We start from the raw sequence: 19,833 nt of genomic DNA, 5'->3' as shown, positions 1-19,833 counted from the left end.
TTCCTCTCCCGGGTTCAGAAGGCGTTGACGCCGGTGAGCGCCCGCCCGATGAGTAACTGCTGGATCTGACTGGTGCCCTCGTAGAGGGTGGCGACGCGGGCGTCGCGCAGGTACTTGCCGACCGGGTACTCGTCGATGTAGCCGTACCCGCCGAAGACCTGGATGGCGTCGTTGGCCGCGCGGACGGCGGCCTCGCTGGCGAAGAGCTTGGCCATCGACGCCTCGGTGGCGTACGGCTGGTCCCGCTCGATCAGGTCGGCGACCCGCCAGACCAGCAGCCGCGCGGCGGCGGTGTCGACCGCGATGCCGGCGAGCAGTTGCTGTACGAGCTGGTGCCCGGCGATGGGTTTGCCGAACTGGGTGCGGGTGCCGGCGTAGTCGACGGCGGCGTCGAGGCAGCCCTGCGCGATGCCGACGCAGCCGGCGGCGACCGACATCCGGCCCTTGGCGAGGGTGGACAGCGCCAGCCGGAAGCCGCCGCCGCACTCGCCGAGACGGGCGGTGTCGGGAACCCGGACGCCGTCGAGGACGAGTTCGGCGGTGGCCTGCCCGCGTAGGCCCAGCTTGCCCTTGATCTCCGAGCGGGTGAGCCCGGGGCTGTCGGTCGGCACCAGGAACGCGGTGATCCCCCGGTGGCCGGGGCCGCCGGTACGGGCGAAGAGCAGCGCGACGTCGGCGGTGGTGCCGTTGGTGATGAACATCTTGCGGCCGGTGAGCAGCCAGTCGTCGCCGTCGCGGACCGCCCGGGTGGCCAGCGCCGCCGCGTCCGAGCCGCTGTCCGGCTCGGTGAGCGCGAAGCAGCCGAGGGCGGCGCCGGAGCAGAGCGACGGCAGCCACCGTTCGCGCTGCTCCGGGGTGCCGTGGGTGGCGATGGACTTGGCGACCAGGCCGAGCGAGACGGACACGATGCCGCGCACGGCGGAGTCACCCCGGCCGAGTTCCTCCAGCACCAGGCAGTACGCGAGGTGATCGCCGCCGGATCCGCCGTACTCCTCGGCGATGGTGAGGCCGAGGAAGCCGACCTCGCCGAGCTTGCCGACGATGCCGGGGTCGACCGCCTCACGGCGATCCCAGGTCGCCGCGTTCGGCAGCACCTCGCGGTTGACGAAGTCCGCGGCGAGCGCCCGGACCGCGACCTGCTCGGCGGAGAGGTGAAGGTCCATGGCATTAAACTAGCGGTGAAAGTTTTAAGCTGTCCAGACCCCGGTGTGGCAAAGTTCCCCGCGAACCACCGCCCGAAGGAGGATGCCCATGCCCCGGCCACGACAGGCCCTGCTCAGCCGGGAGCGGATCGTCGAGGCCGCCGCCGCGTTGATCGACGCCGAAGGACTCGACGCGTTCTCCACCCGTCGGCTCGCCGCCGCACTCGGCGTACGCGGGCCGTCGCTGTACAACCACTTCGCCACCAAGGACGAGATCCTCGACGCGGTCGCGGACAGCATCACCGGCCAGGTCGACGTGTCGTTCTTCGGCGAGGTCGACTGGCGCGCGGCGCTGCTGCGCTGGGGTCACTCCTACCGGGCCGCCCTCGCCGCCCATCCGAACATCGTGCCGCACCTGGCCCGGGGCCCGGGGCGACGCCCGGCGGCGCTGGCCATGGCCGACGCCGTCTACGGCGGACTCGTCGCGGCGGGTTGGCCGCCCGCCCGGGCGACGCACATCGGCGCGCTCATGCGCTACTTCGTGACCGGGTCGGCACTCGGGTCCTTCGCCCGAGGCTTCGTGGAGGACCCGGGGCTCTACGCGGAGCAGTACCCACACCTGAGCCAGGCCCACCGGCTCGCCGAGCATCAGCAGCGCGTCGACGAAGGCGCCTTCACGCTCGGGCTGGAGGCGCTGATCGACGGGCTGTCCCACACCTACGAACGCGTCGTCGGTCCGCTGCCACCCCTCCCGTCGACGGGTCCGGCGTACTAGAGTCGCAACTTGCACTGCTAGTTTTCAGTCGAGGTGAGGAGCCCATGGAATCCGAACGGACCGACTTCTACCTCGACGGACGCTGGGTGAGCGCCGAGGGCCGGCAGCCGCTTGAGGTGCACAACCCGACGACCGAGCAGGTCATCGGCACCGTCCCGGCCGGCACGGCCGAGGATGTCGCGGCGGCCGTGGCCGCCGCCCGGGCCGCCTTCGAAGGCTGGGCGGCGACCGACCCCGCCGACCGGGCCGCCCACCTCGACCGGCTACACGCCGTCCTGACCGAGCGCGCCGACGACATCGCGCGGACCGTCGCCACCGAACTCGGCACCCCGCTCAAGGTCGCCGCCCGCGTCCAGGCCGGGCTGCCGCTGACCGTCCTGCGCGGCTTCGTCGACCTGGCCGCCCACCCGCCCGCGCCGCAGACCATCGGCAACTCCCTGGTGGTACGCGAACCCGTCGGCGTGGTCGGCGCGATCACCCCGTGGAACTATCCGCTGCACCAGATCGTCGCCAAGCTCGCTCCCGCCCTGGCCGCCGGCTGCACGCTGGTGCTGAAGCCGAGCGAACTGACCCCGCTGACCGCGTACCTGCTCTTCGACGCCATCCACGAAGCCGGCCTGCCGCCCGGCGTGGTCAACCTGGTCACCGGCACCGGACCGGTGGTCGGTGAGGCGCTCGCAGGTCACCCGGAGGTGGACCTGGTCTCCTTCACCGGCTCCACCGCCACCGGCCGGCGGATCACGCACCTGGCCGCCGACCGGATCGCCCGGGTGTCGCTGGAACTGGGCGGCAAGTCGGCAAACGTGATCCTCGACGACGCCGACCTGGTCAAGGCGGTCAAGGTGGGCGTCGGCAACGCCTTGCTCAACTCGGGACAGACCTGCACCGCCTGGACCCGGATGCTGGTGCACCGGGCCCGCTACGACGAGGCCCTCGACCTGGCCGCCAAGGCCACCGACGGCTACCGGCTCGGTGACCCGCTCGACCCGGCCACCCGCCTCGGCCCGCTGGTCTCCGCCGCGCAGCGCGACCGGGTACGCGAGCACATCGCCCGGGGCCTCGCCGACGGCGGCCGGCTCATCGCCGGCGGGCCCGACGCCCCCGTCCCGCAGCGGGGTTGGTTCGTCGCCCCGACCGTCATCGCCGACGTCGACCCCGACAGCGCCCTCGCCCAGGAGGAGGTCTTCGGGCCGGTGCTGGCCGTCATCCCGGTCGACGACGACGACCACGCGGTGCGGGTGGCCAACAACTCCCGCTACGGACTGGCCGGCGCGGTCTGGTCCGGCGACGAGGAGCGGGCGCTGCGGGTGGCCCGCCGGCTGCGCACCGGCGCCGTCGACATCAACGGCGCGCCGTTCAACCCACTCGCCCCGTTCGGCGGCTACAAACAGTCCGGTCTTGGCCGTGAGCTGGGCGTACACGGGCTTGAGGAGTTCTGCGAAGTGAAGGCGATCCAGCGGTGAGGGGCCTGGTGGTTCGGGGCGTCGGCACGCCGCCACAGGTCGAGCACGTCGACCTGCCCGCCATCGGCACCGGGCAGGTACGGGTGGCGGTCCGGGCGGCCGGCGTCTGCCACTCCGATCTGTCCATGGTCGACGGCACCATCGTCGCGCCGTACCCGCTGCTGCTCGGCCACGAGGCGGCCGGCGTGGTCGCCGAGGTCGGCGACGGAGTCGACCGGGTAGCGGTCGGTGACCACGTGGTGCTCAACTGGGCACCCCCGTGCCGCGACTGCTGGTACTGCGGGCACGGCGAGCCCTGGCTCTGCGAACGCTCCGGCAACCCGGCAGCCGCCGCCGGGCACACCGTCGACGGCGAGCCGCTGCACGTCACCCTCGGTCTCGGGGCGTTGGCCGAGGAGGTGGTGGTGCCGCAGCAGGCCGTGGTGACCGTACCGGCGGAACTTCCCTTCCCCACCGCCGCGCTGCTCGGCTGCGCGGTGCTCACCGGCGTCGGCGCGATCCGCCGTACCGCCGACGTGCGGCCCGGTGACTCGGTCGCCGTCATCGGTATCGGCGGCGTCGGCCTCTCGGCGGTCGCCGCCGCCCGCGCCGCCGGTGCCGCCACCGTCATCGCCGTCGACGTCTCCCCCGCCAAGGCCGAGCTGGCGCACGCCGCCGGCGCCACCGACTTCCTGCTCGCCGACGACACCCTCAGCCGCGCGGTACGGAAACTGACCGCCGGCCGGGGCGTCGACCACGCGGTGGAGTGCGTCGGTCGGGCCGCCACCATCCGCGCCGCCTGGCGGGCCACCCGCCGGGGCGGGCAGGTCATCGTGGTCGGCATGGGCGCCAAGGACGACCTGGTCGCGCTCAGCGCCCTGGAGATCTTCCACTCCGCCCGGACGCTGCGCTCCTCGGTGTACGGCTCCTCCGACCCGGACCGCGACGTGCCCGACCTGGCCCGCGCGGTGCTCGACGGCGGGTTGGACCTCGACTTCCTGGTCAGCGACCGGATCACCCTCGACGCCGCACCCGAGGCGCTGGCCCGGATGGCCCGTGGCGAAGGCGCCCGCACCGTGGTCCTGTTCGACTGACCCGTTCGGTGTGAACATCCCATGGCCGGCCTGATCGGCGTCCGCGTACTCCGCCCGCAGCTCCCTCCGCCGGGTCGGGCACGGCCAGGGCAGGTCGCAGTCGGCATACATGCCATCGATCCCCTGGCCGGTGATCGCCCCGGGCGGCCGCCCGGCTAAGCGTGTGCAACTTCCCTGTTGTTGTCGTCTCCGTTCGCTTCGAGGCGACAACTTCCCCGTTGTTGTCCTATCGGCAGGGCCTCTGACTACGGTCGGCGCTTGTACTGGTTGCCGTGCCGGCGGTGAGGTGGTTGGGCCTGATTCAGCCGGGCCACCCGTCGAGGTACTCGGCGAAGGAAACGTCGCCCCGCTCGTCGCCGCCGATTTCCCGGAACTGGTCCAGGTCGTCGTAGCCCGGAGTGTCCGGCAGCAGCACCCGCAGGGGGTGCCTGGCGTGGTCGGCCAGGAACTTCCACAACGCCCGGGTCAACTCCGGCTGGTCGGAGTTGGCGGTGTAACCGTCCTGGAAATAGCCGATTCGCTGGTCCCCCAGCCGGTACGCGGTGCCCAGCGCCATACACGTGGCGCACTGCGGACACGCCAACCAGCCGGAGAGCGACACCCGAGAACCCCTCAATCACATCGTCATGCCACGCAGTCCCAGCATGCCAGCTCCGATCCGGTTGCCGTTCGGATCATGCACGGTCACCCAGACACCCCGGTATTTGGCCAGGTCCACATCGGTGCGGCCGCCCCAGAACCGCTGCAGCAGGCGGCCCACGTCGGTGCCAACCGGCATCTGCACGAAGACCTCGCCGTCGTACTTGACTTGACGCGCGGCGCGGGACATCTCGCCGCTGAAGTTGCCCCCCTTGAGACACTTGACCTCCCGCCGGAACGCCGCGGTGCCGCCGGCTCCGAGGAAGGTGACGTCCGCCCTTCGCCGCCCGGCCCCGCCACCTGCGGTCGGGTGTCCTGTGGGCCGCGCAACGCGGCGTCGGCGTTGGCCTCGCTGAGTCGGAAGTTCTCGTTCGAATCGTCGATGAGCCGCCGAACCTGCCGCCGTTCGTTCTGCCGGCGGCAGGTTGATGCTCTTCTGGCCCCGGCAGGCGCCACAAGACTCGGCAGCCCGAGGCCCGGGCCGACAGGCAGCGTCAGTCAGCCTTTCACTCAGTGAAACCCGAGCTGCCGGTCAGCCGTCAAGTCACGGGATCATCCGGCTGCACCCCGCTCCCGTCCCGAGAGGTTGGGTCACGATGACGTTCGCCCGTAACCAGTGGTACGTGACGGCCTACAGCAGCGAGGTCGGCCGGGATCTGCTGGCCCGCACGGTGCTGGGCGAGCCGCTGGTCCTCTACCGCACCGAGTCCGGGGCGGCCGTGGCGCTCGCCGACCGGTGCGTGCACCGCCGCTATCCACTCTCCGAGAGTCGGCTCGACGGCGACACCATCGTCTGCGGCTACCACGGTTTCACCTACGACCAGACCGGCGCCTGCGTCTTCGTACCCGGTCAGCAGCGCATCCCGCGTACCGCGCGGGTCGCCGCGTACCCGGTGGTGGAGCAGGACTCCCTCGTCTGGGTCTGGATCGGCGACCGGGATCTCGCCGATCCGACCACGATTCCCCGTGCGCCGTGGCTGGATGACCCGCGCTACACGGTCGTGCGCGGGATGGCGCCGTTGAACGCGCGGTACGGCCTGCTGGTGGACAACCTGATGGACCTGTCGCACGAGACCTACCTGCACGGCGGCTACATCGGCACGCCCGAGGTGGCGAACACGCCGATCACCACCGAGGTCGACGAGGAACGCGGCATCGTCTACGTCAGCCGGCACATGGACGACGCCGAGTGCCCGCCGTTCTACGCGAAGTCGACAGGCATCCAGGGCCGGATCACCCGCTGGCAGGACATCGAGTACCACCCGCCGTGCCTGTACCTGCTGCACAGCCGGATCGCGCCGCAGGGCGTCTATCCGCCGGCCGAGGGCGAGGACAGCGACGCCTTCCACGCCGAGATCGTGTACGCCATCACGCCGTCGACGGAGAACACCACCTACGACTTCTGGGCGGTGGCCCGCGACTTCGCCATCGACGACGAGTCGGTCAGCGAGTACCTGCACCAGAGCAACCACACGGTGGTCATGCAGGACGTGACAGCGCTGAACATCCTGGAGCAGGTGATCGCCTCCGAACCGGACAAGTACCAGGAACTCAGCATCAACATCGACACCGGCGGGCTCGCCGCCCGACGCCTGCTGGCGCGGATGGTCGAGGCGGGGTCGGTGGGGGCGCCCCGATGACCGAGCCGGCCAGCATGCTCACCGGCGACCGGATCTACCGCATCCACTGGATGCCGGGCACCGACACGCTGCGCGGGATCTGTCACTGCGGCGCCGAACGTCTCGCCGAGGAACCGGTCGAGCTGTGGGAGTGGCTGCTCGCCCACCCGGACGGCCATCACCCGGAGGTGGCCACGCCGGCACCCCCGGCCGCCACGCAAACGCCCGCGCCGCCCGACCCGACACGGACGACCGCGCCGGACGACCCGACACGGACGACCGCGCCGGACGAGCCGGCGCGGTCGGCGGTGCCGGCATGAGCGGCGCGGACCTGGACGGCGTGGAGCTGGTGGTCGCCGGCCGGGACGAGGCGGCGGCGGGTGTCGCCGTGCTGCGCCTGTGCCGCCCCGGCGGCGGCGACCTGCCCGCCTGGACCCCCGGCGCGCACCTCGACCTGGAACTCGGGCCCGGGCTGGTGCGCCAGTACTCGCTCTGCGGTGATCCGGCCGACCGGGGAACCCTGCGGATCGCGGTGCAGTTGGAGCCGGAGGGACGCGGCGGATCGCGGCACGTGCACGAGCGGCTCATTCCGGGCGCGACCGTCCGGGTGCGCGGCCCACGGAACAACTTCCCGCTGGTGGCGGCGGCGCGTTATCTGTTCGTCGCCGGTGGCATCGGTATCACGCCGATCGGGCCGATGGTCGCCGCCGCCGACGCCGCCGGGGCCGACTGGCGACTGGTGTACGGCGGACGCAGCCGCGCCACCATGGCGTTCGCCGACACTCTGCGGGCGAAGTACGGCGACCGGGTGACCCTGCACCCGCAGGACGAGACGGGCCTGCTCGACCTGGACGCGCTACTGGCTCGACCGGCCGACGGACTCGTCTACTGCTGCGGACCGGAGTCGCTGATCGCGGCGGTGGAGCAACGCTGCCGGACCTGGCCGGCCGGGACGCTGCACGTCGAGCGCTTCACGCCGCTGGCTCCGGTCGACGGTGCCGACACCGCCGTCGAGGTGGAACTCACCCTCAGCGGCCGGACCCTGACCGTACCGCCCGGCACGTCGATCCTGGAGGCGGTGGAGGCCGCGGGCGTGCAGGTGCTGTCCTCGTGCCGGGAGGGCACCTGCGGCACCTGCGAGACACCCGTCCTGGCCGGCGTGCCGGAGCATCGGGACAGCCTGCTCACCGAGGCGGAACGGGCGGTCGGCGACACCATGATGATCTGCGTTTCCCGGTCCGTCACGCCCCGGCTGACCCTGGAGCTGTGACCGGCGCGGCCGAGGTCGGCATGATGGCGGGGTGAGCGCGCAACCCGGACGGTCGGTCACCAGCAAGGTGCTGGCCCTGCTCGACGCGTTCACCCCGGCCCGTCCGGCGTTGACTCTCAGCGAGCTGGCCCGGCGCGCCGAGCTGCCGTTGCCCACCGCGTCCCGCCGGGTCGCCGAACTGGTCGCCTGGGGCGCGCTGGAGCGCGGTGGCGACGGACGGTACCGGATCGGGTTGCGGCTGTGGGAGGTGGGTTCGCTCGCGCCCCGGGGGCTCGGGCTGCGCGAACTGGCGTTGCCGACCATGGAGGATCTGTACGAGGTGACCCACGAGAACGTCCAGCTCGCCGTCCGGCAGGACGCCGAACTCGTCTTCATCGAACGCATCGCCGGACGACACGCGGTGCCGGTGCTCACCCGGGTCGGTGGCCGCTTCGCGTTGCACGCCACCGGCGTCGGGCTGGTGCTGCTCGCGTACGCGCCGGCCGAGACCCAGGAGCAGGTGCTGGCCGCGCCGCTGGAGCGGTACACCGCGCTGACCATCACCGATCCCGGGCGGCTACGTCGCGGTCTCGCCGAGATACGTCGCACCGGGTACGCGGTCAGCGACCGGCAGGTCACCATGGACGCCCTCTCGGTCGCCGCGCCGATCCGCGGACCGGAGGGGTCGGTGGTCGCCGCGATCTCACTCGTGGTCGCCCGGCACCGGGCGGACCCGGTGGCGCTGGCACCGCTGGTCCAGGCGGCGGGCCGGACGATCTCCCGGTCACTGGGCACGTCGTACGGGTCACCGCCGTCGACCGGGTGAGGCCGGTACCGCCTCGTCACCCGGCGCAGTAACGTGTCCGGGTGTTGATGCGCTCTGACCAGCCCCGGACCGACGGAATCACCACCGGGGCGTCCGCGTGGTGAGTGACGGTCTGGACGAGCGGTTCCCGCCGGGGTCGTCGTCGGAGCGGGCGGCGGTCGGGCGCGCCCGGGCCCAGCGTCTACTGGTGACCCTGCTCGGGGACCACTGGCACACCGGTCGTGCACCCCTGCCGTCCGGGGGCCTGGTGGCGGTCCTCGCAGAGTTCGGCATCGCGCCCGCGAACGCCCGCGCCACGCTCGCCCGGCTGACCCAGCGGGGCATGCTCCAGCGGACCAAGGAAGGCCGGCGGACCAGCTACCGGTTGACCGAGCCGGCCTGGCACATCCTCCAGCGGGGCGCCCGGCGCATCTTCGCCACCACCGACGAGAGCTCCTGGGACGGCAGTTGGACGCTCATCGCGTTCACGGTGCCGACGGAGGACGCGAACCAGCGTCGCCTGATCCGGGCCAGGTTGCGCTGGTTGACGTTCTGGCCGTGGTACGACGCGACCTGGGTGACCCCGCACGACAGGCGCCACGAGGCACGCGAGCAGCTCAGCGAACTCGGGGTCACCGACGCGGTGATTCTGCGGTCCACCGAGCTGGAGCTGCTGCCGGCCGGTCGGGCACGGCTGGAGGCCGCCTGGCGGATCGACGAGGTGGCCGCCGGTTACCGGGACTTCCTGGACCGCTACCGCGAGCTGGCCGGTCGGGCCATGGCCGGCGGGGTGCTGCCGGCGGAGGCGCTCGTCGCCCGTACCCGGCTGGTCAGTGACTGGCGGGCGCTTGTCGGCACCGACCCTGACCTGCCCGCCGAGTTTCTGCCCCGGTCGTTTCCGCGCGCCGAGGCGCGGGCGATGTTTCTGAGCATCTCCGCAGCGCTGGCACCGCTGGCCCAGAGACGCTTCGAGGACCTCGTCCAGCGACTCGAACCGGTCTGACCGCACCGCACATCCGCCCCCGATCCCTGCCTCGGGCCGCCTCGCGACATTGATGCATTGCACTTCCATTGACTGCCGGTCAGTTTTCGCATTACGTTCTCTGCGTGCCTTCGACCCCGGAGGCCCAGCCGTCCGTCCCCGGCTGAAAGGGGTCCTGCCATGCCCATCCACCGATCTCGGAGGAGCGCCCGGCGCCGACCCCTCCGGGTGGCGTTGACCGCGCTCATCGCCACCGCACTGGTCGGCAGCTCCGCACCGGCCGGCGCCACACCCGTGGCCGGTAAGGGCGGCGACCGGGGCTTCGACGTGGCGGTCGTCTCCGGCCGCGCGGACATGGTCAGCGGCGGTGACGCCCTGGTGCGGGTCACCGTGCCGCGTAGCGTCGCACCCCACCGGGTGACGGTCCGCCTCGACGGCCGGGACGTGACCAGCCGCTTCCGGTCGGCGGGTGACAGGTGGAGCCTGCTCGGCCTGGTGGACCGGCTGAAGCTGGGCCGCAACCGGATCGAGGTCCGCGCCCACGGGCCGGGCCCGGGCCGACCCGGTGCCACCCTGACGGTTGTCAACCATCCCGCCGCCGGCCCGGTCTTCTCCGGGCCGCACATCCCACTCTTCTGCACCGCCTCGGGCAGCCCGTGGTATCTGGGCCCGGTCGACGAGAACTGCCACGTCGCCGAGCCCCAGGTCAGCTACCGGTACCGCAGCACCGCCGGGAGCTTCCTCGACCTGCCCGACGGTCCGCTGCCGGCGGACCTGGCCAGCACCACCACCACAGCCGGTCGGACCGTCCCGTACGTGGTGCGGATCGAACGCGGCACCATCAACCGGGCGGTGTACGAGATCGCCATGCTGCACCAGCCGGGCACGCCGGCCCCGAGCCCGTGGACGACCACCCCTGGCTGGAACGAACGCCTGGTGTATACCTTCGGCGGCGCCTGCGGCATCGGCCACACCCAGGCCACCAGCACCGGCGGCGTCCTCGACGACACGCTGCTGCGGCGCGGCTACGCGGTGGCCAGCGCGACCTTCAACGTGTACGCGCACAACTGCAACGACGTCACCTCCGCCGAGACGGCCATGATGGTCAAGGAACACTTCATCGAGACGCTCGGCGTACCGGCCTTCACCATGGGTTGGGGCGGATCGGCCGGCACCATGCAGCAGTTGCTGATCTCGAACGCCTATCCCGGCATCCTGGACGGCGTCATCGGCAGCATCGGCTACCCGGACGAGCGCTCCACCACCATCTCCGGTCACGAGTGCCGGTTCATCTCCCAGGCCGCCACCGCCGCCGGTCTGTCGGCGGCCCAGCAGAGCGCCGTCAGCGGCTTCGGCAGCTCGAACACCTGTTTCGGTTACCAGTTCTTCGACAGTGTCGACTGGCCGACCGCCTGCCCCGCCCACATCCCCGCCGACCGGCGCTACCACCCGGACACCAACCCGGAGGGCATCCGCTGCGCCATGGCGGACTTCGTCTCGAACGTGTACGGGATCGACAGGCGGACCGGCGCCGGCCGGCCGATCATCCCGGACACCGTGGGCGTGCAGTACGGCCTGGCGACGCTCAAGGCCGGCGTGCTCAGTCCGGAGCAGTTCGTCCGACTCAACGAGGGCATCGGCGGCCTGGACGTGGAGGGCAACCGCACCCCGCAGCGCACCTCGGCGAACGTCGCGGCGCTCGGCACGGCGTACGCGACGGGCCGGGTCAACCAGTTCGACGGCGGCCTGCGCTGGACCCCGATCATCGAGACGCGTGGCTACACCGACCCGACAGGCGACTTCCACGACAGGTTCCGCTCCTGGACCATGCGGGAGCGGCTGGTGCGCGCCAACGGCAACGCCGACAACCACGTGAGCGTGACCGGCCCGCCGGGAGTGACGAGCGCGGCGATCCAGGAACAGGCGCTCACCGACATGGACGCCTGGCTGACCGCGCGCGGCAGGCTCGCGGCGGCCCGGCCGCACCTCGACGCGGTCGCGCTCACCCGACTGTCCCGACCGCGTGGCCTGACCGACGGCTGCGTCACGCCCGACGGAGAGCGGATCGTGGAGCGGCTGACCCTCGACCCGGGCGCCCGGTGCAACCAGTTCTACCCGTACCACCGCAATCCCCGGGTGGTGGCAGGCGGGCCGACCACCTCGGCGGTGCTCAAGTGCCAGCTCCAGCCGCTGCGCAAGTCGCTGTACGGGGTGACCTTCACCGCTGAGCAGTGGCGGCGGTTGCGAGCGGTCTTCCCCGGCGGCGTCTGTGACTGGTCGAAGCCGGGCGTCGGCCAGCGTCCGCTCGCCGGCACCTGGATCCGCTTCTGACGGGCAGCACAGGTCGGGAGGCTCGCCACGGGGGAGCCTCCCGACCACGCTCAGTCGGGGAAGGCGAGCAACCGCAGCAGGCCGGCCAGCCGCTCGTGCTCCTCGGGGGTCACCGTGGCGAGCAGGCCCAGCTCCACGGCGCGGGCGGCCTGCTGGGCCCGGGCGAAGAGGTCCCGACCGGCGTCAGTCGCGACGAGCACGTTGGCCCGCCGGTCGGCGGGATCCGTGCGGCGCTCCACCAGCTGACGCTGTTCGAGCCCGTCGACGAGCGCGACGACCTGGCTCGGGTCGAGGTGAAGGAACTCGGCGAGTTCCCGCTGGGTGGGTCGGGCCCCGTCGGCGGCCAGCGCCAGCACCGAGTACGACCGCGCCTTGAGCCCGTGCTCGGCGAGGGCGGCGTTGGCCGCCGCGAGCGTCAGCGCGTTCGCACGGGCCAGCAGAAAAACCAGGTCATCGCCGAGCACGCTGTCCCGCAGGGCGTCGCGCCCCGGCACCCGGGTCTTCCCGCTAGCGGACATGTCGACGATGGTAGCAAGATTCACCAATGATTGACATTTTCAACGGTCCATGCTCAGATCGGGTGGACACGAAGGAGTTCCCATGTCCCTGGACGGCAAGGTCGCCATCGTCACCGGATCCGGACGCGGTCTCGGCCTCGCGTACGCGCAGGAGCTCGCCCGACAGGGCGCTTCCGTGGTGGTCAACGACGTCGACGCGCAGGCCACCGCCGACGCCGTCGCCTCGATCCAGGCGCTCGGCGGCCGGGCCGCCTCGGTGGTCGCTCCGGTCGGCCCGACCGAGACCGCCGAGCAGCTGGTCGCCACCGCGGTCGAGACCTTCGGTCGACTCGACATTCTGGTCACCAATGCCGGTGTCCTGCGCGACACCGTGCTGTGGAAGATGACCGACGACGACTTCGACACCGTCATCAACGTGCACCTGCGGGGCACCTTCACCACGGTACGCGCGGCAGTGCAGCACATGCGGGCGGCCGGTGAGGGCGGACGCATCATCTGCATCGGCTCGCCCACCGGCCAGCGCGGCACCTTCGGCCAGACCAACTACGCCGCCGCCAAGGCGGGCATCGTCGGCATGACGCGCACCTGGGCGTTGGAGCTCAAGCGCGCCGGCATCACCGCCAACACCGTGGTTCCGGTGGCCGCGACCGCCATGACCGCCACCGTCCCCTATTTCGCCGCCGCCGTGCAGGCAGCCGAGAGGGGCGAGCCGATGCCGGCGTTCTTCCGGCACGATCTCGGCTTCGGCACGGCGGACGACGTCGCCGGACTCATCGCGTACCTCGGTTCCGACGCCGCCGGCGGCATCACCGGGCAGGTGATCGGAGTGGGCGGCGACCGGCTCCAGATTTGGACCCACCCGGAGGCGGCGCTGACCGCCCACCGCGAGGGCGGCTGGACGTACGAGGCACTCCTCGATGCCTGGCCGGCGACCTTCTCCGAGGCGCTGCAGACTGTCGGTGAGCGGTTCCCGGATCTTCCCGAGGAGTTCAAGACCGCCGCATCCTGACCCGCCGGACGAAAGCTCCCCATCATGTACCAACCCGCCATCGACCTCGACGCCGTCACCGCGATCGACATGCACGTGCACATCGAGGTCGACGAGCACGGCCACAATTCGCTGCCCGACGACCTCGTGGCCGCGGTGTCGAAGTACTTCAAGGCCGACGGGCCGCGCCCAGCGATCGAGGCGGTGGCGCAGTACTACCGGGAACGCCAGATGGCGGCCGTCGTGTTCACGGTGGACGCCCGTACCCAACTGACGCACCAGCCGCTGTCGAGCGTGGAGATCGCCCGCGCCGCGGCTGAGCACGCCGACGTCCTGATCCCTTTCGGGTCCGTTGACCCCCGCACCGGAGCGGCAGCGCTCGACCTCGCCACCCGGCTGATCGAGGACGAAGGCGTACGCGGCTTCAAGTTCCATCCCACCGTGCAGGGCTTCGATCCGAGCCACGAGCAGTACGCCCCGCTGTGGGGCCTGCTCGAGAAGGCCCGCGTGCCGGCGTTGTTCCACACCGGGCAGACCGGGATCGGTGCGGGCATGCCGGGCGGCTACGGCTTCCGGCTCGGCCTGTCGAACCCGATGCTGCTCGATCCCGTCGCGGCCGACTTCCCCGACCTTCAGATCATCATGGCGCACCCGTCGGTGCCCTGGCAGGACGAGGCGTTGTCGGTGGCCACCCACAAGCCCAACACCTGGATCGACCTGTCCGGCTGGAGCCCGAAGTACTTTCCGGCCGAGTTGGTGCGATACGCCAACTCGCTGCTCAAGCGCCGGGTGCTGTTCGGCACCGACTACCCGCTGCTCACCCCCGACCGTTGGCTACGGGACGTACGCAGCACCGACCTCAAGCCCGAGGTGCTCCCCGGCATCCTGAAGGACAACGCCGTCCGGCTGTTGCGCCTGTCCAGCTGACGACGAGAGGAAGCTCATGACGACCACGATCACCTACGAACAGCTCACCGAACTTGCCGGCACCGACCTCGGTTACACCGAGTACCGGACGGTTACCCAGGACCAGGTGAACCTCTTCGCCGACGCCACCGACGATCACCAGTGGATCCACGTCGATCCGGAGCGGGCGAAGAACGGACCGTTCGGCGCGCCGATCGCCCACGGCTTCCTCACACTCTCCCTGGCGGTGCCCTTCTGGACCGAACTGCTCGACGTGAAGGGGGTCACCACGAAGGTCAACTACGGCCTCGACCGGGTGCGCTTCCCCGCCCCCGTCACGGTCGGATCACGGGTACGCATGACGGCGACCGTCGCCGAGGTCGTCGAGGTGACCGGCGGCTACCAGATCTCCGTCGACCAGACGATCGAGATCGACGGAGGCACCAAGCCCGCAGTGGTGGCGCGCGGCCTGTACCGCTTCTACGCCTGACCGCCACCGGCGCAGCGGCCACTCCTCGACGCACCACCACCTGACCACCGGAGACCGCTCATGCACGAACAAGGTATCGGTGCCTGGTTGGCCAAGCGCCGGCTCAAATCCCCCGACAAGGTCGCCCTCGTCCACGACGACCGCTCCACCGTGACGTACCGCCAGTTCGCCGACGGCGCCGACCGGGTCGCCGCGCTGTTGAGCCGGCTCGGCGTCGGCAAGGGCGACGCGGTGGCCTATCTGGGCGAGAACAGTCCCGACTTCCTCCAGGTGATGTTCGGGGCGGCCCGGTTGGGCGCCGTCTTCGTTCCGGTCAACACCCGGCTGGCCCCGCCCGAGGTCGCCCACGTCCTCACCGACTGCGGCGCGCGGGTGCTGATCCACGATGTCGAGTTCGCGCAGCGGGTGGCCGACGCCGTCGACGCCGGACCGTCGCCGCAGGTCGTGGTCACCGGAGCGGGCACAGCCGACCGCCCGGGGCTGACCCGCCTGCTGACCACGACCGCCGGGGACGACACGGCCGCCGCCGAGGTGGGCATGGACGACCCCGCCGCGATCATCTACACCTCGGGTACGACCGGTCGGGCCAAGGGGGCGGTACTGACCCACGGCAACCTCACCTGGGTCGCGCTCAACTGCGTGGTGGACTACGACGTCGTCTCGACCGACGTGGCGCTGATGATCTCGCCGTTGTTCCATGTCGCGTCCCTCGGCATGGGGGCGCTGCCGGTCATCCTCAAGGGCGCCACGCTCGTCCTGGAGAAGGGCTTCGAGCCGGGGCGTGCGCTCGCCCAGATCGAGCGGCACGGCGTCACCATGCTCAGCGGCGTGCCGACCACCTACCAGCTGATGGCCGACCATCCGAACTGGGCCACCACCGACCTGTCCACGTTGAGCAAGCTGACCTGTGGTGGTTCGGCCGTGCCCACCCGGATTCTCAACGCCTACGAGAAGCGCGGCCTCTCCTTCTCCCAGGGCTACGGCATGACGGAGGCGTCCCCGGGGGCGACGTCGCTGCCTCCCGCGATGACCCGCGCCAAGCAGGGCAGCGTGGGTCTGCCCCACTTCTTCACCAGCGTGCGGATCGCCGACGAACACGGCGCGCCGATCGCCGACGACGGCATCGGTGAGATCCAGATCTGTGGCCCGAACGTCTTTCCCGGCTACCACCTGCTGCCGGAGGCGACGGCCGAGGCGTTCACCGCGGACGGCTGGTTCCGCTCCGGCGACCTCGGTTACCTGGACGCCGATGGTTACCTCCACATCGCGGGCCGACTCAAAGACATGATCATCTCGGGTGGCGAGAACATCTACCCGGCCGAGATCGAAGTGCTGCTCGGTGAGATCGACGGGGTGACCGGGGTAGCGGTCATCGGCGTACCGGACGCGCAGTGGGGCGAGGTGCCCTGGGCGATCCTGACGGTACGGGAGGACGCCGCTGTCGACGTGGCCAGCGTGCGGCGGTTCCTGGACGGCCGGGTCGCCCGCTACAAGCTGCCCAAGAACGTGGTCATCGTCGACGAACTGCCCCGGACCGCGTCGGGGAAGGTGCGCAAGGCTGAGCTGCGGGACCGGTTCGGCGGCTCGTAGCACCTCCGTTGACGAGCGCGGCGAACTCCTCGGCGGACGACGCGGAAAGCCGCTCGTGCATCTGCCGGTAGACCTGGGTCGAGCGTCCGGCCGGCCACTGCGCGTCCATGAACTCGCGGGGCAGTCTCGGGTCCGCGCGCAGCAACGCGAGCCAGTCGGCCACCAGCATCGTCCGCACGGTCAGCGCACTCGGTGCCTGCGTCGCAGCGCCCGGATCGTCCCACACCTCGATGAACGCCAGGTGCTCGCGCCGGATCGCCTCGATGTCCCATGCCGAGCGGACACTGTCGGCGATCGGGAAGCCGGCCAGTTCCCGGGCGTGGAAGGCGATGACCGTCTTGGGGGGAAGGTCCCGGCACAACGGCTCCAACGACCCGGCGAGGTCGACCTCGCCGGGGGCGAGCCAGAGCCCGTCGCGCAGTGGTGCGAACCCCTCCCAGGTGAGGGTGGACCGCAACCGGTGGCGCAGGGTCCGTTGTCCCTCGGGGATCGTGAACGTGACGAGGGTCCATCCGGTGCCCTGCGGATCGAACGGACGCGGGCCCCGGACGCGTGCGGTGGCCTCACGCAACACCGCCACCCCGTGCTCGGTCAGCGAGAACAGGATCTCCCGCCCGCTCTTGCTCCGGTCGAGGATGCCGGTCTGCACCAGTCGGTCGAGGGTCGCCCGCGTCGCCGGTGCGGCGACGCCGGCTCCTTCGAGCACCCCGATCAGGACGCTGGCGCGGATCGGGCCTGGATCATCGTCGACGACGTGCTCGCCAAAGAACGCGAGCAGTAGTTGCTTCGGCTGGCGACTGCGCACAGCTTTCCTCCCGAGCGGATGAGCCCTCGCCACGATCACGGGGCGACGGTCTGCCCGCGCTTCGCCCGCTGGATCTGGTCGTAGACATGGGTACGCAGTTCGGTGAAGCGCGGTAGCGCCCGGGTACCGATCTGGTCGCGCTCCACCGGAAGGTCGACGGCCAGATCCTCCTGCACCCAGGTCGGTGATGCGGACAACACTAGGACCCGCTCCCCCAGGTAAACCGATTCGTCGATGTCGTGAGTGACGAAGAGAACCGATATTCCGCGCGTCGTGTGCAGCTCACGCACGAGATCCTCCAGGTCCGCGCGGGTCTGCGCGTCGACCGCGGCGAACGGCTCGTCCATGATCAGCACCTCGGGTTGGTACGCGATGGCCCGCGCGATCGCCACCCGCTGCTGCATGCCGCCCGAGAGCTGCCAGGGGTGACTGCGTGCCGCGTGGGCCAGCCCGACCGCGTCGATGGCGTCGGTGACGAGCTTGTCTCGGGCCGCGCGGGACAGCCGCTTGTGGCGTAGCGGCAGTTCGACGTTGCCCCGGACGGTCAACCACGGGTAGAGGCTCCGACCGTACTCCTGAAAGACCACGGCCATCGCGGGGCTCGGACCGGTCACCGGCTGCCCGTCCATCTCGACCAGGCCGCTGGTGGGTCGGAGCAGGCCGGCGAGGCACTTCAACAGGGTCGTCTTGCCACAGCCGGACGGCCCGACGATGCAGACGAGCTCACCGGAGCGCATGGTGAAGCTGATGTCCCCGATCGCCTCGACATCGCCGTTGGCGGACTCGTAGACCTTGCGCAGGTGCTCCACCCGCAGCAACGTGTTCCGGTCAGGCACGATTGACCTCCCTGATTCCGTGGTACCAGCGCAGCACCCGCCGCTCGACGACACCGAAGGTCGCGGCGAGGAGAACGCCGACGAGGCCGAGCAGGAGAATGCCGCTCCACATCTCGGCGATGAGGTAGTTGCGTTGGAAGTAGGCGATCCGGTAGCCCAGACCGGCGGACGAGGCGAACATCTCCGAGATGACCATCAGGATCAGCGCGACCGAGAGTCCTTGCCGGACGCCGGTCATGATCCGGGGGCTGGCCGCCGGGAGCACCAGGAACCGGAGCCGCTCCCACCAGGTGATCTGGAACGAGTCGGCGGTTTCGGACATCACGCTGTCGGTGGCCCGGACACCGTCGATCGTGTTCAGCAGGATGGGCCAGACCGCGCCGGAGACGATGACGACCACCTTCATCGTGTCGGTGATGCCGAGCAGCAGCATCATCACCGGGATCAGCACCGGCGGTGGGATCGCCCGGAAGAACTCCAGCAGCGGTTCGAGCAGTTCGCGCAGCCAGTGGAACAGCCCGATGAGCGTGCCGACGGCGACGCCGATCACGATCGAGGCGGCGATGCCGAGGGCGAGCCGGTAGAGGCTCGGCAGCACGTCGTCGACGAACGCGGGGCCGATCCAGGTTTCCCGGAATGCCTCCAGAATCGTCAGGGGGCCGGGGAAGAAGCGGTTGGTCGACGAGGTCGCCGTCAGCCCCCAGACCACCAGCAGCAGGAAGGGCAGCCCGAGCGAGTAGAGGAGACTCGCGACGACGCGGCGCCCGAGACCGCGCCCGCGCGACCGCTGGGCGATCCGGTCGGTGTGCACGGTCACAGGACCTCCTCACCGCGTACGGACTGGTGCCAGGACAACGAACGCCGCTCGATGAAGCGGAAGACGAGGTTCACCAGGAGCCCGAGCAACCCGGTGACCACCACGAGGGCGTACAGCCCGACGGCGTCACCGGCGGAGCGGGACAGCTCGATCATGCGTCCCAGACCCGGATTGCCGATCACCATCTCGGCGGTGATGGCGAGGATGAGGGCGACCGCCGCGGCGAGCCGGATACCCGTCATGAGGTACGGCAGGGCGGTCGGCAGCACCAGGTACGACAACCGCTCACGGCGGGTGAGTCCGAAGCTGCGGGCGGTGTCCCGGGCGACCGAGTCGACGTCGGCGACGCCGTAGATCACCTGCACGAACACCTGCCAGAACGACGCGTAGATGATGATGAGGAGCGCGGCCTGCATCCGGATGCCGAACAACAGCACGGCGAGCGGGATGAGCGCCACCGAGGGGATGGGTCGCAGGAACTCCACCACCGTGTGGGTGGCGCGGCGCAGGACGGGCACCAGACCGACGATCGTGCCGAGGACGACCGCGGCGGCCGTGGCCACGGCCAACCCGATCGCCCAGGAGGTCATGGTGTGCCCGAGCCGACGCCAGAAGGCGAGGTCGCGGAACTCCTCGGCGAGCCGGGCGAGCACGTCTGTGACGTACGGCAGGTACTGCGAGTTGATCAGGCCCAGGGTCGGGATCAGCTGCCAGACGACGAGGAACCCGGTCAGCCCGACGACACCCAGCACCACCTTGCGCAGCGAACGGGGACGCCGGATGGACAAGACGTGCATGTTGCTCC

The 19,833-nt window shown here is 70.9% G+C and carries 21 protein-coding genes; 13 read left to right on the top strand and 8 right to left on the bottom strand.

What is annotated here, in order from left to right; translation table 11 throughout:
- Positions 1–14: 14 nt before the first annotated feature.
- A complete protein-coding gene (locus Vlu01_RS06690; RefSeq protein WP_203995528.1) occupies positions 15–1,163 on the bottom strand; it encodes an acyl-CoA dehydrogenase family protein in 1,149 nt (382 codons plus the stop codon).
- Between the two features lie 88 nt (positions 1,164–1,251).
- Here Vlu01_RS06690 and Vlu01_RS06685 point away from each other — a divergent pair, with 88 nt between their 5' ends.
- The 3 genes from Vlu01_RS06685 to Vlu01_RS06675 are packed head-to-tail and all read left to right on the top strand — an operon-like array spanning position 1,252 to position 4,453.
- Positions 1,252–1,917, top strand: coding sequence for a TetR/AcrR family transcriptional regulator (locus tag Vlu01_RS06685; protein ID WP_203995523.1), 666 nt, complete (start codon positions 1,252–1,254; stop codon positions 1,915–1,917).
- 44 nt (positions 1,918–1,961) lie between these two features.
- Positions 1,962–3,380 (top strand): aldehyde dehydrogenase family protein, encoded by a 1,419-nt coding sequence (locus tag Vlu01_RS06680; RefSeq protein ID WP_203995522.1) that lies wholly within the window; start codon positions 1,962–1,964, stop codon positions 3,378–3,380.
- On the top strand, positions 3,377–4,453 hold the full coding sequence (locus Vlu01_RS06675) for an alcohol dehydrogenase catalytic domain-containing protein (protein WP_203995521.1): 1,077 nt from the start codon (positions 3,377–3,379) through the stop codon (positions 4,451–4,453). Before Vlu01_RS06680 ends, Vlu01_RS06675 begins: the two co-directional genes overlap by 4 nt.
- Positions 4,454–4,754: 301 nt before the next feature.
- Here the strand turns inward: Vlu01_RS06675 and Vlu01_RS06670 are convergent, their stop codons facing one another.
- Entirely contained in the window at positions 4,755–5,009 is a 255-nt protein-coding gene (locus Vlu01_RS06670) for a hypothetical protein (protein WP_203995514.1), read from the bottom strand.
- A 60-nt stretch (positions 5,010–5,069) separates the two neighbouring features.
- The gene (locus Vlu01_RS06665; protein ID WP_203995513.1) at positions 5,070–5,282 is read right to left on the bottom strand and encodes a hypothetical protein; all 213 of its coding nucleotides are present in this window, start codon (positions 5,280–5,282) and stop codon (positions 5,070–5,072) included.
- 406 nt (positions 5,283–5,688) lie between these two features.
- Here Vlu01_RS06665 and Vlu01_RS06660 point away from each other — a divergent pair, with 406 nt between their 5' ends.
- The 6 genes from Vlu01_RS06660 to Vlu01_RS06635 all read left to right on the top strand — a co-directional run bounded on the left by Vlu01_RS06660 (position 5,689) and on the right by Vlu01_RS06635 (position 12,078).
- The gene (locus Vlu01_RS06660) at positions 5,689–6,732 is read left to right on the top strand and encodes an aromatic ring-hydroxylating dioxygenase subunit alpha (RefSeq protein ID WP_203995512.1); all 1,044 of its coding nucleotides are present in this window, start codon (positions 5,689–5,691) and stop codon (positions 6,730–6,732) included.
- Positions 6,729–7,031 (top strand): hypothetical protein, encoded by a 303-nt coding sequence (locus Vlu01_RS06655; RefSeq protein WP_203995511.1) that lies wholly within the window; start codon positions 6,729–6,731, stop codon positions 7,029–7,031. The genes Vlu01_RS06660 and Vlu01_RS06655 overlap by 4 nt, the downstream gene beginning before the upstream one ends.
- Positions 7,028–7,981, top strand: coding sequence for a PDR/VanB family oxidoreductase (locus tag Vlu01_RS06650; protein WP_239095747.1), 954 nt, complete (start codon positions 7,028–7,030; stop codon positions 7,979–7,981). The genes Vlu01_RS06655 and Vlu01_RS06650 overlap by 4 nt, the downstream gene beginning before the upstream one ends.
- A gap of 31 nt (positions 7,982–8,012) precedes the next feature.
- Positions 8,013–8,786, top strand: a complete 774-nt coding sequence (locus Vlu01_RS06645; protein WP_203995510.1) for an IclR family transcriptional regulator — start codon at positions 8,013–8,015, stop codon at positions 8,784–8,786.
- A 100-nt stretch (positions 8,787–8,886) separates the two neighbouring features.
- On the top strand, positions 8,887–9,768 hold the full coding sequence (locus tag Vlu01_RS06640) for a PaaX family transcriptional regulator (protein ID WP_203995509.1): 882 nt from the start codon (positions 8,887–8,889) through the stop codon (positions 9,766–9,768).
- 159 nt (positions 9,769–9,927) lie between these two features.
- Complete coding sequence (locus Vlu01_RS06635; RefSeq protein ID WP_203995508.1) at positions 9,928–12,078, top strand: DUF6351 family protein; 2,151 nt, start codon at positions 9,928–9,930, stop codon at positions 12,076–12,078.
- A gap of 50 nt (positions 12,079–12,128) precedes the next feature.
- Here Vlu01_RS06635 and Vlu01_RS06630 read toward each other — a convergent pair whose 3' ends face one another.
- Complete coding sequence (locus Vlu01_RS06630; protein ID WP_203995507.1) at positions 12,129–12,596, bottom strand: MarR family winged helix-turn-helix transcriptional regulator; 468 nt, start codon at positions 12,594–12,596, stop codon at positions 12,129–12,131.
- An 82-nt stretch (positions 12,597–12,678) separates the two neighbouring features.
- On the opposite strand from Vlu01_RS06630, the gene Vlu01_RS06625 reads away from it, so the two are divergent.
- Genes Vlu01_RS06625 through Vlu01_RS06610 form a run of 4 tightly spaced genes read left to right on the top strand, consistent with a single transcriptional unit; the run spans position 12,679 to position 16,570 of the window.
- Positions 12,679–13,605, top strand: a complete 927-nt coding sequence (locus Vlu01_RS06625; RefSeq protein WP_203995498.1) for an SDR family oxidoreductase — start codon at positions 12,679–12,681, stop codon at positions 13,603–13,605.
- A 24-nt stretch (positions 13,606–13,629) separates the two neighbouring features.
- Complete coding sequence (locus Vlu01_RS06620) at positions 13,630–14,511, top strand: amidohydrolase family protein (protein WP_203995496.1); 882 nt, start codon at positions 13,630–13,632, stop codon at positions 14,509–14,511.
- Positions 14,512–14,527: 16 nt separating this feature from the next.
- Entirely contained in the window at positions 14,528–14,980 is a 453-nt protein-coding gene (locus Vlu01_RS06615; protein WP_203995495.1) for a MaoC family dehydratase, read from the top strand.
- Positions 14,981–15,040: 60 nt separating this feature from the next.
- Positions 15,041–16,570, top strand: a complete 1,530-nt coding sequence (locus Vlu01_RS06610; RefSeq protein ID WP_203995492.1) for an acyl-CoA synthetase — start codon at positions 15,041–15,043, stop codon at positions 16,568–16,570.
- Here the strand turns inward: Vlu01_RS06610 and Vlu01_RS06605 are convergent.
- From Vlu01_RS06605 to Vlu01_RS06590, 4 genes are read right to left on the bottom strand one after another with little or no spacing between them, the layout of a single operon-like run.
- The gene (locus Vlu01_RS06605; protein WP_203995490.1) at positions 16,491–17,375 is read right to left on the bottom strand and encodes a PaaX family transcriptional regulator; all 885 of its coding nucleotides are present in this window, start codon (positions 17,373–17,375) and stop codon (positions 16,491–16,493) included. The genes Vlu01_RS06610 and Vlu01_RS06605 overlap by 80 nt on opposite strands.
- A gap of 35 nt (positions 17,376–17,410) precedes the next feature.
- Complete coding sequence (locus Vlu01_RS06600; protein WP_203995488.1) at positions 17,411–18,211, bottom strand: ABC transporter ATP-binding protein; 801 nt, start codon at positions 18,209–18,211, stop codon at positions 17,411–17,413.
- Positions 18,204–19,028 (bottom strand): ABC transporter permease, encoded by an 825-nt coding sequence (locus Vlu01_RS06595; RefSeq protein ID WP_203995487.1) that lies wholly within the window; start codon positions 19,026–19,028, stop codon positions 18,204–18,206. Before Vlu01_RS06595 ends, Vlu01_RS06600 begins: the two co-directional genes overlap by 8 nt.
- Positions 19,025–19,825 (bottom strand): ABC transporter permease, encoded by an 801-nt coding sequence (locus Vlu01_RS06590; protein ID WP_239095746.1) that lies wholly within the window; start codon positions 19,823–19,825, stop codon positions 19,025–19,027. The genes Vlu01_RS06595 and Vlu01_RS06590 overlap by 4 nt, the downstream gene beginning before the upstream one ends.
- Positions 19,826–19,833: the final 8 nt, after the last annotated feature.

Source organism: Micromonospora lutea (assembly GCF_016863535.1).
GTDB lineage: Bacteria > Actinomycetota > Actinomycetes > Mycobacteriales > Micromonosporaceae > Micromonospora > Micromonospora lutea.
Note: the sequence above shows the minus strand (reverse complement) of the source record. Positions and strands in the feature narration are given on the sequence as shown.